A 17,635-nucleotide genomic window follows, 5' to 3' on the forward strand; every position below is an offset into this window, starting at 1 on the left:
GTTAACTGCGTCTTAAAGCCTTAGGCTTTTTATCTTCTGTGATATCTTCGTAGTCTACTAGAAGTTTATAGATCGAGACTGCGTCCTTCCAAATATGGATCCGTCCTTCTTTATTTAAATTCCGAACGTATTCATTTACTTCCGAAAGACGGGATCTAAAAAAATAGAATAGTTTTTTATCTTCTATCGCTATATGACTTACAAGCCAATCCTTTAAGTCCTGGATCAAAATTGCCAAAGATTCCAGTTCTTCTTTTTCACTTCTTTCTATCATATCGTTGATGAGAATATTAAATCTCTCATGTTGTTTCTGGTGATTTTTTTCCCCGATATAATGAAAATTATGCATGATAGCTTCTTCCGTATTAAAATGTTCACGGATATATTCTATCGTTTCGTAGATTGCTTCTTTTAATTGAGCACTTAAGGATTCAGAGTCTATCTCTTGTTTTAATCTTTGTTTATATAGTTTATCCGTTTTCACTAATAATTGCAAAAGCCATAGATGTTGGATATCCACGATCGCGATCCCAGTTTTGAGTTTATAACGATACCATAGGTCTGAGATCAGTTTTAGATTTTCTTCTCCCAGTTTTTTGAATTCTACGGAGACCTCTTGTTTTCCCGAGAAAAGAACCAGTTGGTATAATTTTTCGATTTCATCTGCATAGATAGATGCTTGCAAATGTCTTTGCATCCAATCTGTGAGCTTATCATCCACATGTACCATTGCAGCGTCCACATACTGTCTATCCTCACTCAGTATATGTCTAAACAGCCATTTTTTTAGGTTTTTAAGAAGGTCCAGAACAGCATTCTCAAAATCTCCTTCGAAACTTTTTCGGACCCTGTTCCTTAAAGCAGTAATAAACCGCATATGTTGTAATCTATGTTGCCCGAGCTTAGCGTATCCTATATTCTCTAAAAGTTTTTCTTCCAGAGCGAAATGTTCAGTTGCATAATCCAAAGTTTTAGAAAGTGCATTTGTGAACGTAGTTTCTAATTCAGATCTGGTTCCCGACTCCAGTTTATCTTCCAAATCAGCTAGAATCCCAATTAACCAAAGATGTTGTTTATCTATTTCAGGAATTCCTAAAGAAAGATCGAATGTCTTCCATATACCTCTGATTTTTTCTATAACCCTTTCGTCATACATGAGTTAATCCTTATAGCTGTTTTACGAAAAACTGTTACAAGAATTCGTGAGTAAGCTTCAGAACGAATCAGAAATCGAACGAAAGGAATTGATTTATATCAAATGGAGGAGAGAGAGGTTTAAGTAAGAATTAGATATTGTATCTTTTGATGATAGATTTTGCTTCTTCTACAAAAGATTTTTCTTCTTCTTTTGTGAAAGGTTTGAATACATTCTCTTGGAATCTTTTCGCTAATTGTATGTATTCCAGACAACCCGCAATACTCATCTCAGGTTTTGCTTTTTTCTCGTAGATGACGATGCCTCCGTTCTTAGGAAGCACCATGGCTCTAGGCGGGATCTTTTTACCTCCGCGGATCATACAACCCGCGAGTATCATAGCTCCATCTCCGATCTCAGCCTCATCTAAAATGATCGCGCCTATTCCAATCAAACAACCCTTCCCGATCTTACATCCGTGAAGCATTGTATTATGACCTACTAATGTATAATCGTCTATGATGAGGTTACCTGTAGAATCAGTATGAAGTGTGCTATTATCTTGGATATTAACACCTTCACCCAATTTGATCTCATTTAGATCTGCACGAACAACAGCACCCGGCCAGAGAGAAGATAAAGGTCCCATCTCCAACATACCGAATGCAGTCGCAGCCGGATGGATAAATGCCGTTTCGTGAATTTTCATGGTTTAACGAAGAGGATAACCGGAAGAATTCGCGATCTGGATCAAACGATCTGTGATCTCTTTAATCCTTTCCTGAGTTAAGTTCTTGTCCTGGCTTAAAAGTTTGAATCTATAAGAAACGGACTTTTTGTTTTCAGGAAGGTTTCCTCCAGTAAATACAACTGTAACTTTTACATCCTGCATTTCAGGGAATTTTTCTTGGACCGCAGCATCGCTGAATTTGGAAGAAGATTCATTTAGATCCATTACTAAAGAAAGATCTATCTCTGTTTGAGGGAAATGAGAAGGAGCAGCAAAATAGTTCTTATTTCTATCTTCGGTCCAAACTTCTAACAAAGAAGCAAATTCAAATCTTCCTAAAATGACTCTTTTTTTAATATCAGCAGTATCTAAAGCGGCAGGATGAGCGTATCCTAACTCTCCCACTTTTTTGCCGGAAACAAATAAGGAAAGAGAAGCCTTAGGATGGAAATAGCTCTTTTCATCTATCTTCCACTCGAACTCTCTTAAGTTTAAATGCCTTAATACTTTTTCGACTCCGGTCCTTATATCCAAGAAATCGGACTCTAAAACATTTAGATCTTTTTCGTTGGACTTCCTACCAAAAGAAACTGCCCAAACAAACCATTTGGATTCGTTAAAAGGTTCTTCTGCCTTTTTATAAGTGCGTCCAAACTCAAAAATTTTCAGTTTTTCGAATCGATCTGAATTAAATCTGATATTTTTCAATAGAGAAGGATATAAAGAAGTCCTTAAATATGCCTGCTCATCCGGCATTGCATTTAGGATCTTAATAGAATCCTTTACTTCTTCTTCAAAAGAATTATCTTTAAAGGAAGCATAAGAATAATTGAATACTTCGTTGTATCCCAGGTTTTGAGAGAATGCTCTTTTTAGATGTTTTTCCAGCTCTCTAGAGAAATTACGAGCGGGAGGTTTTACATCGGAAGCCAATGGACGAACAGGAATAGATGCATATCCCAATGTGCGACCTATCTCTTCTACTATATCTTCTGGAATAGTGATATCGTAATTTTGTCTGTATTTAGGAACAAGAACCTTAACTATATCTCCTTTCCATTCAGTGGAGAAGGAAAGTTGTTTTAAAATTTTATCTGATGTCGATTGATCAATCTCTGTTCCAAGTTTTTTATTCAAGAAAGCTAGGCTGACTTCTATCTCTACTTTTTTATCCGCAGTATGAATATAACCAGCGGGTAAACTTGCTTTCAGATCGGGACATCCATTCTCTTTCAAAAGATTTAATGCTCTTTTGATAATAGGAAGAGTTGTTGTTGCTTCGAGGCCTTTCTCGTAACGAACGGAAGATTCAGAACGAATTCCTGTTTTTCGGATCGACTTACGAACAAATTCTCTTGGGAAAACTGCAGATTCTAAAATCACTTTTTTGGAATTAGAATCTACTGCTGTATCTGCACCGCCCATCACACCAGCGATCGCGACACCTTTTTTAGAGTTACGAATGATCAGAATTTCAGAGTCAAGTTTGGGAGAAGTTTCATCTAGAAGAGGGAAACTTTCGTCCTTCTTCGCATAATCTACTTCTAATTCGATCCCACCTTGAGCGGATAATTTATCAGAATCAAAGAAGTGAGTAGGCTGTCCTGCTTCCAATAATAGATAATTGGAAACATCCACCACATTATTGATTACTCTCACTCCACATTTTTTCAAACGGGAACGAACAGTTTTATTCGAAGGTTTTATCTGAATTCCTTCAATGGAAGAAGAATAATAAGAATGTGCGTATTCTGTTTCTTTTACTTTTGGAGAAACAACATCTTTGGAAAAATCCCAATTGGTTTCGAAAGGATTAAACTTGATCGGTAAATTTAATTGAGCAGCAAGTTCTCTTGCAAATCCGAAATGGCTCCATAGATCCGGACGATGTGTAATGGATTTATTATCAATATCTAAAATAGTATCTCTGAATCCAAAATACTCTCTTAAGTTTTGACCTGGTTTTGCTTCCGGATCATCCAGAACCATAACACCAGCATCTTCTTCAGAGAGTCCTAATTCTTTTTCAGAACAAAGCATCCCGGAACTTTTTACTCCACGAAGTTCAGACTCTAGGATTTTTTTATCTCCAAGCTCTGCTCCTGGAATAGCGAGAGGAACCAAGTCCCCTACTTTTAAATTAGGGGCACCTGAAACGATTTGGATCTTATTTTTACCGTCAGAAACCTGAGCGACTTGTAGTTTGTCTGCCTGAGGATGTTTTTCTAAGGATTCGATCTTAACTAAAATGACCTTCTCCAAATGAGAAAAATAATCCTCTACCCCGTCTACTTCGCAAATAGAAGCCGCAATTTTTTTTAGGACATCCTCGAGAGATACATCCTTAATAGGGGTAAAATCGTTAATCCAATCCAGGGATAATTTCACGTAAACTGTCTCCTAAGGCCGAATATCTGGCGGAGTAGTTTAACAAAAGCGGATAGCGGGCGCTTGTGTCCAGCAGTAAAAACGGAGATCTATAAGCTGGAAGCGGCTCTTTATTTAGATCAGTCTGATCCAGGAAGATAGGCTTGGAAAAGTTCGAAACGATGGTGGATTTCTTTTCCTACTTTTACCTTTCTTAACTCTACTTCGAAATCCTCTTTTACTTTTTGGATCTCGTTTTTAGTTCGATTCATTGCGGATTTTTTCTCGGGTCTTCCTTCCCATTTGAAAGCAGCCTCTTGCCTCATTAGTTTTTCTTCTAACTGGCGGAGGGTGTTTTGGTTGCTGTTTCGGATCTTGTATTCTTCTTTTTGGAATAGATCTTTAGTTTGTTCGTATAATTCTTTTTTTCTATCTTCTAACGCAAATTCTAATGTCTCGCAAGCGGTCACAAAATATTTTTCAGTGTCACCAGGCAAATCTGTTTCAGAAGATCTGAATCGATTCTCTCTCACTGTTTCCGGGAGATTTTCTAAAACCTTAGAACTTCCGCTTCGTCGGTTCACTTCCACCACGAACAATTCTTTTCTGTCTAAGGAAAATTTGAATTCTACTATAAATACGAAGTATAAGAAGTTCCCAGAAGTTCTATAAAATCCGACTTTCCAACCCGATCTATCTTTCAAAAAGGATTGGACCGCTTCTTCAATTAAAGGATGTCCGAATGCCAAAAATTCCAGTCCATCATCTGCAAGTGCAAGTTCTGAATTGAATGTTGCTTTCTTCCCTTTGTAATTTACTCCATCAAGTTCGTACACTTGAGGTTTTAAGGTCTTAAGTTTGAAGTTCAGTCGATCAGAATACTTCTTAGCGTATCTAACAAAGAAAGTTTCTAAGTGTTGGTTAGTAAAAGATCTTTCTTGTAGAGTGGTCTTATAATAATCTTCTAAATTAAAATCCAATAGTTTAGGAGTAACCAAGGAGCCCAGTTTTTCGAAACCTTTTTTTGCGATCTTGATCCTTTGGTCGATCTCCTCTTCTACTTCTTTTAACTTTTTGTTTCCAGTAACAAATCTCATAAAGCTAGAATGGAAATCTAATTCGTCTTCGATTGCTCCGAGTAATTCGTCGGAACCTCCGATAGATTCCTCAAATAGTTTGATCTTATTGGATAGAACTTCTAAAATTCTTTCTGCAACTGTGTCCTTAGAAGCGAAATTGAAAATAAATACATTATCCTTTTGGCCGAACCTGTGAATTCTTCCAATCCTTTGTTCAATTTTTAAAGGACTCCAAGGTAAATCGTAATTGAATAGAACGTTTGCAAATTGAAGGTTACGTCCTTCTCCGCCTGCTTCGGTACAAATTAATATCTCAGAAGTTTTTCTGAATTCAGAAATTGCTTCTTCTTTTGCATCTGCACTTAAAGATCCATGAAATAATGTGACTTTGTATTCAGATAAGGTAGAGGCTAAGAAATCTTGGGTACTTCTAAACTGAGTGAATATAATAAATTTAGGGTGACCTTCTTTTTTGAGCTTCGCGATTGTCTCTTTCAGTTTTTGGCTTTTACGATCTTCTTTGATCTTTTTGCCTAAAAGGATCAATCTGTTTAAGGATAATAATTCTCTTCTGAGATTTGCAAGATCAGAAGGAGCGGATTCATCCAGATCAGAAACAAAGTCTTCGACTCCTTCTGTTTCGTCCAAGTCCCATTCTTCTAATTTATTGCCGACTGCCTGCAAACGATGGAGTCTATTCTCCAACATGAACTTTCGTTTGGACAATGCAGAAAGAAGCGCGAATACAGAAGAATCCAGCAATTTCTGGAATACGATCATCACGAATCCAATTGCCCTGTTCTGGGTCCTCATCGCGAGATTATACTCTCTGCGGACGTACTCAGTAGTCTCATTGTAGAATTGTCTTTCTACATCGGATAATTCTATCTTAACAGTTTTGGCGAATCTTTTGGTGAATCCACCTACTTCTACTTTTCTACGCCTTAAAAGAACCTTGGAAATTTTCTCTTTTAATCCGCTCTTATTTCCAAGAACATAATCATTTATAAAAGTGTGATATGGCCCAAGCAAATTCGGATCGACCAAGTGAACCAGATAATATAGTTCTTCTAATTTTCCTCTAAAAGGTGTTGCGGTAAGAAGAAGTAAACATTCACATTTTTTGGCAATCTTCTCCGCGAATAAATAAGCTCTGGTAACTTTATGATAGTCTCTTCTTAAACGGTGTGCCTCGTCAAAAACTACGATATCCCATTTTGTTTTTAGGATCTCTTCTGCGTATTTAGGATTTTTAATAAAGTCTACGGAAGTGATTACATGTTTGAAATTTTTCCAGTTTTTCTCTCCGCTAGCTAAGAAGTTCCTACGTTTAACGATCTCAAAGTCTTCGTTAAATTTATTCTTTAATTCCTGTTTCCATTGGACAAGAAGCGGAGAAGGAGCAACGACTAAAACTTTTTTATAACCTCTACGAAAGATCAGCTCTTTCATAACTAAAGCTGCTTCTATCGTTTTACCTAGTCCAACCTCGTCGGCCAAAATGAATCTAGGTCTAAGAGAATTTACAACAACGAAAGTGGATTCTATCTGGTGAGGAAGAAGTCTGGTCCTTGAATTAGATAATGCAGAAAGTTTGTCGTAAGCGTGAGTGAGTTTTAACTCGAATGCTTGCAAACTTAAATCGAGTAATTCAGGGTCTGCAAAAGATTCAGTAAATGCGGTAGGATAAGATCCTATAATTTTCAGTTTGTTAGAATTTTCAGAAATAGTTTTTCTAGTATCAGAAGATGGAAAGTAGATCTGGAATTTTCCGGAGTCGGAACTTTCTATCCTTCCAATTCCGAGTTCTGGTTCATCCTTGAGATAGCAGGAATCACCTCTGAATCCACTGGAAGAATCAGATTCGAAATCTAGACTGAGCTGCAAAGTAGAGTCCAAGATCAAACTCCCCTTTTTTCTCCCCAGATATATTTATGGGTCTGCAAAGAAAGGCGCAGATCCGTTCTATTATTTTCTTTGATCCAATCTACAAGGATTTCGGGAGCTAACTCTCCGAATACGGGAGAAGCCAGAAGATTTCCCTTTAATTTAAAACCGTCTATCACTTCCAAAGTTCTATCGAAATCCTTTCTATCTCTAATTACGAATTTGATCTCATCCAAATTATCGTTTCTATCCCGGACAAATTCCAAATTCTCCGTGATCATTTTGTTTTCCATTCCTGAGCCGGGGAGTTTGTAATCCAGGGTAAAAACCATATTTTCCAAATTGGAGATCGGCTCTGCCCCGTTTGTCTCCACCCTCACCCTCGTATAAAGCCCCGAAACTTGCCTGGACTGTTGAAATTTTTTCGCCAATGTTTGGCTGAAAATCCTATTCGAATTTTCTAATGGTTCTCCGCCCGTAAGAAGTATTTGTGTGGGAGAAGAAGAAATGGATCCTATCTCTGAGATCACATCTTCTAACTCCAATTCTTTCCCCGCATTCGGAGAAAGAGCGTACGGAGTGTCGCACCAAAGTTTACGGTTTCCGTCCATTCCGCATCGGAGAGAACATCCCGCGAACCGGACAAAAATTGTAGGCAAACCTGTTGAAATTCCTTCTCCAGAAACAGAGAGATAAATTTCATGAACGACGGATTTCATACTAAGGAATAGCTCTCCAAGGTACAAGATTTTTACCTGCTTTCTTTGCAAGAATCCAGAAAAAACCGTTTATTAGAATACCAGAATGATTTTTGGCCCGATCCAGTCAAGATGGGGCTATCAAAATCCCGAAAAAAGCTTGTTGAAAGACGTATGTACGTGTAATAAATTTGGAAGCCTTTTTGAAATCATTTTAACGTTTCGAAAGTACTAGAACGTCCTTCATGAAATTTTCCTTTTTAGAAAAAATCAAAGAAAAATCCCAATTCTTGCAATGGAAAGTGCTGATCGGTTTTTTCTCTCTTACTTTACTATTGATCATAGCAAGTTTGATCAGTTTGTATGGAATGATAGAGCTGAAGGACTCTGGAGTTTTAATAGAACATACATTTACAGTCATCGAAGAGATAGACCAATGTAAAAGTATCACTAGAGAGATTGGGATCGCACAAGCTTACACTGAAGACGCTGCCTCCGAAAATACCAGATCCTTATTCTCCAACTTAAAAAGTGAGATTAAGATCCTACAAAATCTCACCAAGGACAATCAGATCCAACAAGTTAGGATCCTTGGAGTTTCCAACCTAATAACAACTGCAGAAAAACAACCTGGCTCTTTTGAATCTAAAAAAGGGATCATACTGATAGAGATAGCGGAACTTCTGAATAATATGCAAGAAGAAGAGCTGAGACTTCTGAATAGCAGGAACGCTAATAGTTCTATGAAAGGAACCAGGGTCGCTTATTCGCTACTTACTTTAGTTATAGTTTCTTTTCTTGTCGTTGGTTATGGCTCCTTCGCTGTCCAAAAAGATATCAAAGAAAAGAGAAGGATCACTGATAGATTGATAGAAAGTGAGTCCAGACTTCTTTCCATTTTAGACAATCTACCTTCTGCATTTTGTATGATGGATCTGGACGGAAGGACCCTATTCCACAACCAAGTATTCGCGAACAGATTCTTAGAAAGTAAAGATAAAAGAAAGGACATGGGCCTCGAAAATCTTTTCGGAATTGAGAAGGCAGAGTTCATTTCTACAATCATTGCAAAATCCTTAGAAAAACAAGGTCCTTTGGATTTCGAATTGGACTTAATCGTTTCGGACGAAGAAAAAACATTCTACTGTGTGATCGTTCCTTTAGTGGACTTAGAGGGAGAAGTTTACTCAGTCTGTGGATTATTCACAGATATTTCTGTACGCAAAAACTACGAGTACGATCTCAAAAAAGCAAAAGAAGAAGCTGAAAAAGCAAACCGTGCTAAGTCAGAATTTTTGGCAATGATGAGCCATGAGATCAGAACTCCTATGAACGGAGTGATCGGAATGACTGAACTACTGATCGATTCCAATCTAAATAAAGAACAGAAAGAATACGCTGAGATCATCCAAAAAAGTGGAGAAAGCCTGCTCAATATCATAAATGATATTTTAGATTATTCTAAAATTGAATCCGGGACTTTATCTCTGGAAATCAGAGAATTTTCAGTCATCGAAACCATCGAAGAAGTTTTGGATCTATTCAGGTCTCGTGCAGCCCAAAAACAGATCGATTTGGTCTATTATCTGGACCCGAATGTTCCTGATAGGATCTTATGTGATAGCCTCCGCTTAAAACAAATCTTTATCAATCTGATCGGAAACGCACTAAAATTCACTGAACAAGGTGAGATATTCTTATCTGCAGAAGTTTCTAAATTAGAAGGGAATTTATATACGATCCTATTTGCGATCAGAGATACTGGGATTGGAATTCCGGATGAAAAACAAAAGGAACTATTCCAACCATTCTACCAAGTAGATACATCCTCTACCAGACGATATGGTGGGACAGGGCTTGGTCTTTCTATTTCTTCTCGTTTAATAGAAATGATGGGCGGGGTTATCTGGGTAGAAAGTGAACTGAATATTGGTACAACCTTCTCCTTCTATATCCAGGTAGAAGGTAATAATCAGGCAAAGAACAAAGAAAAAGCAGCTAACTCAGAATTGGAAAATAAGAAAGTTCTTATATTGGATGATAATCCTACCAACCTCAGGATACTTGCGTATCAGCTGCAAATTTTAGGGCTTATAACCTTCTCCGCTAAATCAAAAGAAGAAGCATTAAATCTTCTTGATTTGGACATCATGCCAGATCTTGGAATTTTAGATTATAATCTTCCTGGAAATACTGGATTAGAGATCGCCCAAGAGATCCGCAAAAGAAATTTTCATTTTCCATTAGTGCTTCTATCTTCTTCATTTCTAGACCCTAAAGATAAAGAGATCGCAGGTGAATTATTCGCAGGAGAATTGAGTAAACCTGTTAAGAAAAAAGATATAGAAAAAATCGTAACTGATATTTTAGCCGAAGATGAAGCTGGGACTAAGGCGAAGGCGAATACAAGATCTTCTTATCTTGCCAGCCAAAAAGAAATTTTAAGTTCTCAATTTCCTTTCAAGATCATGGTCGCAGAAGACAATGAGATCAACCAAACTCTTGCAAAAAGAATTATCCAAAAATTAGGATTTGAACCGTTTATCGTTCCGAATGGAAAAGAAGCTTTGATCGCTCTTAGAGAGAAGACGATCAATCTAATCTTTATGGATGTTCACATGCCTGAGATGGATGGACTACAAGCAACTCAGGTCATCCGAAATACTTGGCCTGTGGAATCACAACCTTATATCATTGCAATGACTGCTGCCGCAATGCAAGGAGATAGGGACCTATGTATTCGGGCAGGAATGAACGATTATATCTCCAAACCAATCGTATTCGAAGAACTGGTCCATGTAATGAGAAAAGCAGGGAACACTCTCTTTCCAAAGTCCAAAGCTTAACTCCAGCCAGATTTTGACGACCCTGAGGTTATAAAAAACCGTCCACAATTCCACAATTTCTGCCGATCTTTAAATTTAGAGGGCCTCACTCTTCCATGTCCAGGACCAGAGCTATTATATTTATCTCATTCTGTTTGCTTTTTCTATTTTCGGAAACCGGGACAAGCCAGGAAGAAAAGGAAGCCGCATCTTCATCTTCTGATACAAGAAAGATGGTACTTTGGACTGGAGAAGTTCTTTCCGTTTATAGAAATAAAGGAAAGGCAAAGATCAAAATAGGTAGGAACTCCTACTTTTCAGAACGTTCTGAAGAAGAGATCAAAGGAATCCTCGGCGAAAAATCAAATCTACCTTTATTCAGAAAACCTAAAATGGAAGAAATAGGCTCCTTCCAAATAGAAAATATAGAAGTAGAATTTGGAAAAGTAGGAAAACTCACTAAACCTGTTTCCATAGAACTTAGAGGAAGTTTTTCTATAGCAGAAGGTAAACCTGCCAGATTGATCAGCGTAGGACTTTTGATCGGAGCTTATGGAGAAGAAACATTCTACCAAGATCCTTCCAGATTTGATGCAACTGATGTGGTCCGAAATCGTTTAGCTAAAAATATTCTTCATCCAAAAGACGGAAAAGAAATGGTGCTCGTTCATACTGGTTATGAATCCAATGGCAAAATTTTATACGAGCATATGGGATATTTCCTATACGGGCAAGGTTCAGATCCCGGAGATGATAGTTATAATCCTAAATTCGGAGTTCCTGATAGAAGTAGCCTGGAAGAAATTCCTTCCTTTTACATTGATAAATACGAAGTCACAAACAAAGAATATAATAAATTTTTAAAAGAAACTAGCACTCCCCCTCCACCTCATTGGGAAAATGGAAATTTTCCAAGAGGAAAAGAATATCATCCAGTCACCAACCTAACTTATAGAGAAGCAGAAGCTTATTCTAAATGGGCAGGAAAGAAGATCCCGAGCGAATGGCAATGGGAGAAGGCAGCCAGAGGAACAGGACTCGTCTGGAGATTATTAAAAGACGAAAGTTACGAATTTATCTCCCAACCACAAGACTATCCTTTTGGAAATGAATTCGATTCTGCACTTTGTAATACAAGAGAAAGTGGAAGCAGAGGAACAATCTCTGTATTTGAACTTCCTTCCAAAGGCCAAAGTCCTTACGGTGCAATAGGAATGTGTGGTAACGTTGCAGAATGGACTAGCTCCGCTTATATCCCTTACCCAGGACATAGACCAAACTCAGGAAGATTTGGAAAACATCTGAAAGTGATCCGAGGTGGTTCTTATTCAGGAACCAAAGAAGAAGCTAAAGCTTATGCAAGAGACTTCGGTGGAATTCCGAATCTATTGAATGATAGAAAAGCAGGCCTCAGACTAATCACAGAAGTAAAAAATTAAGATGCTTTTAGGAGATCCTTACCTTTATTAGAATTTTATCCAAAGTTTTAGGTGAGATCCTGCTTAGAAAATAACCGAATTTTTCCTTTAATTTAGAAGGAATAATTTCTCGTTTTCTTTTCTCGATCCCTTTTAAGATTTTTTTAGCAACCAACTCAGGCTCTAATCCGTTCTTCTGTCCTTCATCCATAATTCCATGAGGAGTTCCATCTCCCTCTAATGCTTTTACTGAAATTTCCGTTTTCACAAAACCTGGACACACAGTTAAAACGTGGATGCCTGTTTTAGCGTTTTCCAATCGGATACTATCCATAAAGCCTTGCATCGCATGTTTGCTTGCGGCATATCCAGATCTCAATTGTGTAGCAAACTTTCCTTGTATAGAAGAGATCGCAACCACATGACCTTCACTTTGGCGAAGATCAGATTCCAAAAGTCGATACATGAACACTAAAGGAAAATAATTCGTGTCCATAATGGATCTGAAAATTTTTATATCTGTCTCGGCCGCAGTTCCTCTCATAGAAATTCCTGCGTTATGAATAAAGCCGTCGATCCTCTTAAATTTTTTTCTAAATTCTTCGACTACTTTTTTCAATTCGGATTCGGACATTACATCCGCTTGAAAAACGAAAATTCTATCCGGATGAGAAGCAGAAAGTTTTAGCTCCTTAAGTGCTTCTTTCCTTCTTGCAATCACTGCTACGTAAGCACCTTGCTTTTCCAACTCCGATGCCAGCGCCCTGCCTATCCCGGAACTCGCTCCTGTGACTAAAAAAACCTTATCTTGAAAAAAAGACGTCATCCCAAAATCCGTAAAAGTAGGTAGAAGAATAGGTAAGAATCGTAAAAAAGCAAATCAAAACATTGTAAAATCCTTTCAGGTCTATCTCTTGGAGAGAAAAAAGGAACCAGGAGAATGTATGGCACTTTCCCAATTAAAACAAAAGATCAGATACAAAGACTGCGGTTTCCAGCGAAGATATGAAAGTAGATACTATTGGTTTCCGGAAGAAAGCCCTCCGAGTTGCTTGATAGAAGTAAGTCAAAGAGATCCTTATCATGATATGACTTTGTACATGTTAGTGAACTTAGCCACCATGAAAATTATGGACTTAGATGTAGAGGAAGATAGAGTTCCTTACGAAACATGTCCCCACGCAATCAAATCTTATTCTTATTTAATCGGAGAAGATATATCTTATAATAAAATTATGAGGAAATTTCCTGAAGATAAAACAATAGGTTGTCTTCATATAAACGAACTTCTACAAAACGCTGCCCAAAGTTTTTCTTCCGCATATGCATTCTTCTTAAAAGAAAGAAATTTCCCACCTGAATGGGATGAGTATAGAATGTACCAAGGCGACTTAGATCCAAAATCCAGAAGGGAGATTGGAAGGCATTGGTGGATGAAGGACAAGGGTGTTCGAAATTCTTGTTATAGTTTTTCCGACAGACATGAAACTCCTGATTTGAAAGAGCAGGTGAAACCTCTCGACAGTATCACCTCTTTGATGGTAAAAGAATTCCGAAGTGCCAGAGGAAAATAATGATCCGAAGTTTCGCGATATTCATTTTATCCATTTACTTCTGCCCTATATTTGCAGATGTAATTCAGAATTGTGATAAGAAGAATATTTGCTCTTCGATAGAAACAGAAAACGAAGAAACTTCAGTTTATCTCCAGGCTAAAAATTTAATCCCTGGAACTCATATCACTGTCTATACAGCAATCGAAGGTTCTAATATAGAAACAGAACCTTCGAGCCCGATCTCTTTTGTATTAAATGATTCAGAAAAGAAGAAGGTACTGACATTCAAAAAGAAAGAGAATACTGAGGCTCCACTTTCGGTCGCAGTACTAGCAGTCGCTTACTATGGAGACTTATCTGCGAAACATGATGAAACCTACGTGTATACTCTTCCTTACGAAGGCAAGTCTTGGATCTCAGTAGGTTATAATAGCGGAGAAGAGCATAAAGGAGGAGGAGCTTATTCCCTGGACTTTGTTCTTCCAGAAGGAACTCCACTTTTAGCCGCGAGAGATGGGATCGTAGTAGAAACAGAGGATAAATTTACGGAAGGAAGAAGGGATCCAAAACTCATAGATAAAGCAAACCGGGTCGTGATAGAACATTCAGATGGAACAGTCGCGATCTATGGACATCTAAAATCCAAAGGTGTATTAGTAAAAACCGGCGAGAAAGTAGTCGCGGGACAAAAAATTGGACTCTCTGGAAACACAGGATTTAGCACAGGACCTCATCTACATTTTGAAGTTTATAAACCGGAAGAGAATCGGAAGAAAAAAAGTTTTGCTACATTATTCAAAACAGAATCGGAAGAAAAAGAATATTTAAGCGAGGAGAATGCTTACTGGAGCCCAGACGGAAAAACTCCCCCAGGATTTCCGATCACAAACTTGGAAGAATTTTGTATCGGCCATTCTATTCCAGACCCGGACAATCAAACTTCTTGCTCAGATAAGCTGCAAATAAAACGGAAACTTTATCTTTCTATACCTATCTATAAATCCGGGCCTTATACTTTTAAGGCAGAGTTCATCCACTTAAAAACTAAAAAGATAAGTTTTACCTTTCAGGAAAAAATCCCTGTTGGGATCAATTTTGAAGCCTGGGAAATTCAGCCGGTTCTGAGCGCTGGAAAATATAAGATCAAATTCTATCTAGAAGAAAAAGAGATCGGAGAAAGATCTCTACAAATCCTTCCTTGACCTAAATTCGCTTTCCGGTGAAAAGGATCGATCCATGTCTAATTTTATAGTAATCGGACTTTGTTTTCTGTTCGGGATACTCATCCGGACCAAAGGAAAGTTTCCCGCCGATTCCCATAAAGTTATCAATTCATTTATCATTTCAGTTTCCCTTCCTTGTATGGAGTTCGGACCTCTGCGTCATGCTTCTCTGGATGGGAACTTCTTAACATTCGCAGCCATGCCTTGGATCTTATTCGGATTCGGGTTTTTATTTTTCAGCTTTTTTGGAAAACTACTGAATTGGAAAGAAAGTACAATTGTATGTCTTTGTCTTTCTGCTGGACTCGGAAATACTTCCTTTTTAGGAATTCCACTCATCGAATCCTACTACTCTAAAGAGGGACTTCCTACAGTTCTAATCATAGACCAACTCGGAACATTTCTGACTCTTGCCATTCCTGGGACGTATTTAGGAACAAAGGCGAGGCATGCACTCAAACTCTCTGAAACCAAATCTTCTCTTTGGAAGACATTATTCACATTCCCCCCATTTATCGCATTATTGGTTTCTTTGGCTTCTCGTCCTTTTCCCGTTCCACAAGAACTTGAATCAGCAATCTCCAGAGTTGGAGACACCCTCATCCCACTTGCTCTTTTTTCAGTAGGATACCAACTTCCTGGGACCATTCGGATCAATTCCGAAGAACCAAATGCCGAAAATCCCAAGAGGGAATCAGACGATTCTTTTAGGATAAGAATTCCTTTGTTATTCGGCTTAGTATTTAAACTAATAATCGGCCCAGTCTTGATCTGGCTTTGTTTCGGAACCTTCTTCCATTATTCAGAAAAGAATATGGGCGAGAATTTTTTTAGAAACTTTAAGATCCTGATCATGGAATCCGCAATGGCTCCCATGATCACGGGAAGTCTTCTCGCTGCAGAATGGGGACTTTCACCTAGATTAGCTGTTTCCCTAGTTGGAATTGGAATACCGCTTTCTTTTCTAACGACCTTGGGATTGTATTACCTCCTGGAGAATCAGGCGTGGACTGGAACGATCTTTTTCGGGCAGTAAAAACAGGTAACAACGGAACCCTTCGCGCCTTATTATCTGAGGCTTCGACGAGAGATGGTTTCGCAGAAGAATTTCCTGAACTCAGAGATTCGTACGGCTGTGGACTTTTGTACTGGGCCATCAAAGAGGGAAATAAAGAAGCCACAAATCTTTTAGTAGAATATGGCTCCGATCCGAACGAGACAAGCTCAAGAGGAGAGACTGCACTACTTCTTGCATTAGAATCTGAGAATACTGAACTCACTACCATCCTCTTAGATTATGGTGCAGATCCTGAACTTAGAGATATGGATGGAAACACTCCATTAACAAGAGCGATCAGTTCGGGAACATTAGAGTTAGTAGAGATATTATTCGATCTACCAAATCATCCACCTGATATAGAATCCAGAAATGGAGAAGGTTATTCTCCTCTTCTTCTCGCAGTGGACATGGGCCATTTAGAGATCGCAGAATATCTGGTTTCAAAAGGTGCAGATCCTAAAAAGAAAAACTCAGAAGGACGAACAATCCTTCATCTAACTGCATTACATAATGATTATGAAATATTGGATCTATTCTCTGAGAACAAAGAAGTCCGTTCTTTGATGGAGAATAAGGACCAAGACGGAAATACCCCTCTTCTTCTTTCTGCTTTATATGATAGCGTAGAATGTCTGGAAAGATTACTAAATCTGGGCGCCGATCCTTTGGCCAGAAATCTAAGTGGTAAAACTGCTAAAGAAGAAGCTGATAGAATGAAATTCCATCATACTCTAAAAGTCATAAACAAGGCCACTCTCACTTTATTGTTTAGGGCTTCTTCTGAAGGAAAAACAGAAACAGTGGAAAAAATCCTAAGCAACGGTTACGAAGCAGAAGTTCGTGATATGCTTGGTCGCACACCATTGCTTCTTGCTGTAAAATCCGGAAAAACAGATTTGATCGAATTATTAGTAAAGAATGGAGCTTCTCCTTATTCTACAGATAAGGAAGGAAATTCTCCTTTAGCTCTTGCAGAAGCTTCTGAAAGTCCTGCTCTACATCAGATATTTAAACAATTCCTGAATCCAGAAGAAGGGAAATAAATTTAAATCCTACTTCTTTTGATGATCTTTTCGAAAAGTTCTTCTGGATCTGCGCTGACTTCTATCCATTCTCTGGTTTGAGAATCTAAGAAACCTTCTTCCACCATATGATCTAATTGTTGTAATAAAGGATCGAAAAATCCGTTTACGTTCAATATTCCGATCGGCTTGGAAAGAACTCCAAGCTGATTCCAAGACGTAACTTCTACCAATTCTTCTAAGGTTCCGATCCCGCCCGGCAAAGCAATGAACGCGATGGATTTTTCGTACATCAGAAGTTTTCTTTCGTGCATTGTAGGAACTAAGATCAGTTCCGTAATTTCTTTATGAGCAATTTCTTTACTGGAAAGAAACTCAGGAAGAACTCCGATTACGGTCCCACCTTTTTCCAAAACAGAATCAGCAACCGCTCCCATCAAACCGGAAGTGGCTCCTCCATACACCAGCCCTATTCCTTCGGAGGCCATTAAGTGACCTAAGAATACTGCGGCTTGAAGATAACGAGGTTCCTTGCCAGGTCTGGAACCGCAGAATACACAAATGGCTGGTTTCATCTGAGTCAGGATCGATTTTGATTTAGGTTTGGCAACCTGATTTGAGAGAAGGAGTAGACT

At 38.3% G+C, this 17,635-nt stretch carries 13 protein-coding genes; 6 read left to right on the plus strand and 7 right to left on the minus strand.

Going from position 1 to position 17,635, the window contains the following annotated elements:
• Position 1 precedes the first annotated feature (1 nt).
• The 5 genes from EHQ52_RS06280 to EHQ52_RS06300 form a co-directional block, all read right to left on the minus strand.
• Entirely contained in the window at positions 2-1,156 is a 1,155-nt protein-coding gene (locus EHQ52_RS06280; RefSeq protein WP_135614387.1) for a bacteriohemerythrin, read from the minus strand.
• Positions 1,157-1,286: 130 nt separating this feature from the next.
• Positions 1,287-1,844 (minus strand): gamma carbonic anhydrase family protein, encoded by a 558-nt coding sequence (locus tag EHQ52_RS06285; RefSeq protein ID WP_135614388.1) that lies wholly within the window; start codon positions 1,842-1,844, stop codon positions 1,287-1,289.
• A 3-nt stretch (positions 1,845-1,847) separates the two neighbouring features.
• A complete protein-coding gene (gene pheT / locus EHQ52_RS06290; RefSeq protein ID WP_135614389.1) occupies positions 1,848-4,253 on the minus strand; it encodes a phenylalanine--tRNA ligase subunit beta in 2,406 nt (801 codons plus the stop codon).
• 119 nt (positions 4,254-4,372) lie between these two features.
• On the minus strand, positions 4,373-7,210 hold the full coding sequence (locus EHQ52_RS06295; protein ID WP_135614390.1) for a DEAD/DEAH box helicase: 2,838 nt from the start codon (positions 7,208-7,210) through the stop codon (positions 4,373-4,375).
• Between the two features lie 2 nt (positions 7,211-7,212).
• Positions 7,213-7,917 carry a 7-carboxy-7-deazaguanine synthase QueE gene (locus EHQ52_RS06300; RefSeq protein ID WP_135614391.1) on the minus strand — a complete coding sequence of 235 codons (705 nt, stop codon included), beginning with the start codon at positions 7,915-7,917 and terminating at the stop codon, positions 7,213-7,215.
• 224 nt (positions 7,918-8,141) lie between these two features.
• Here EHQ52_RS06300 and EHQ52_RS06305 point away from each other — a divergent pair, with 224 nt between their 5' ends.
• Entirely contained in the window at positions 8,142-10,742 is a 2,601-nt protein-coding gene (locus EHQ52_RS06305; RefSeq protein ID WP_135614392.1) for a response regulator, read from the plus strand.
• A 95-nt stretch (positions 10,743-10,837) separates the two neighbouring features.
• A complete protein-coding gene (locus tag EHQ52_RS06310) occupies positions 10,838-12,160 on the plus strand; it encodes a formylglycine-generating enzyme family protein (RefSeq protein WP_135614393.1) in 1,323 nt (440 codons plus the stop codon).
• Between the two features lie 7 nt (positions 12,161-12,167).
• Here the strand turns inward: EHQ52_RS06310 and EHQ52_RS06315 are convergent, their stop codons facing one another.
• A complete protein-coding gene (locus tag EHQ52_RS06315; protein ID WP_135614394.1) occupies positions 12,168-12,965 on the minus strand; it encodes an SDR family oxidoreductase in 798 nt (265 codons plus the stop codon).
• A gap of 118 nt (positions 12,966-13,083) precedes the next feature.
• Here EHQ52_RS06315 and EHQ52_RS06320 point away from each other — a divergent pair, with 118 nt between their 5' ends.
• Genes EHQ52_RS06320 through EHQ52_RS06335 form a run of 4 tightly spaced genes read left to right on the plus strand, consistent with a single transcriptional unit; the run spans position 13,084 to position 17,021 of the window.
• Entirely contained in the window at positions 13,084-13,713 is a 630-nt protein-coding gene (locus EHQ52_RS06320) for a DUF2889 domain-containing protein (protein WP_135614395.1), read from the plus strand.
• Positions 13,713-14,897 carry a M23 family metallopeptidase gene (locus EHQ52_RS06325; RefSeq protein WP_135614396.1) on the plus strand — a complete coding sequence of 395 codons (1,185 nt, stop codon included), beginning with the start codon at positions 13,713-13,715 and terminating at the stop codon, positions 14,895-14,897. Before EHQ52_RS06320 ends, EHQ52_RS06325 begins: the two co-directional genes overlap by 1 nt.
• Positions 14,898-14,931: 34 nt before the next feature.
• Positions 14,932-15,954 carry an AEC family transporter gene (locus EHQ52_RS06330; RefSeq protein ID WP_135614397.1) on the plus strand — a complete coding sequence of 341 codons (1,023 nt, stop codon included), beginning with the start codon at positions 14,932-14,934 and terminating at the stop codon, positions 15,952-15,954.
• Positions 15,924-17,021, plus strand: coding sequence for an ankyrin repeat domain-containing protein (locus EHQ52_RS06335; protein WP_135614398.1), 1,098 nt, complete (start codon positions 15,924-15,926; stop codon positions 17,019-17,021). Before EHQ52_RS06330 ends, EHQ52_RS06335 begins: the two co-directional genes overlap by 31 nt.
• A 2-nt stretch (positions 17,022-17,023) precedes the next feature.
• Here the strand turns inward: EHQ52_RS06335 and EHQ52_RS06340 are convergent, their stop codons facing one another.
• Positions 17,024-17,584, minus strand: coding sequence for an LOG family protein (locus EHQ52_RS06340; RefSeq protein WP_208653491.1), 561 nt, complete (start codon positions 17,582-17,584; stop codon positions 17,024-17,026).
• Positions 17,585-17,635: the final 51 nt, after the last annotated feature.

It is taken from the genome of Leptospira koniambonensis (assembly GCF_004769555.1).
Lineage (GTDB): Bacteria > Spirochaetota > Leptospiria > Leptospirales > Leptospiraceae > Leptospira_B > Leptospira_B koniambonensis.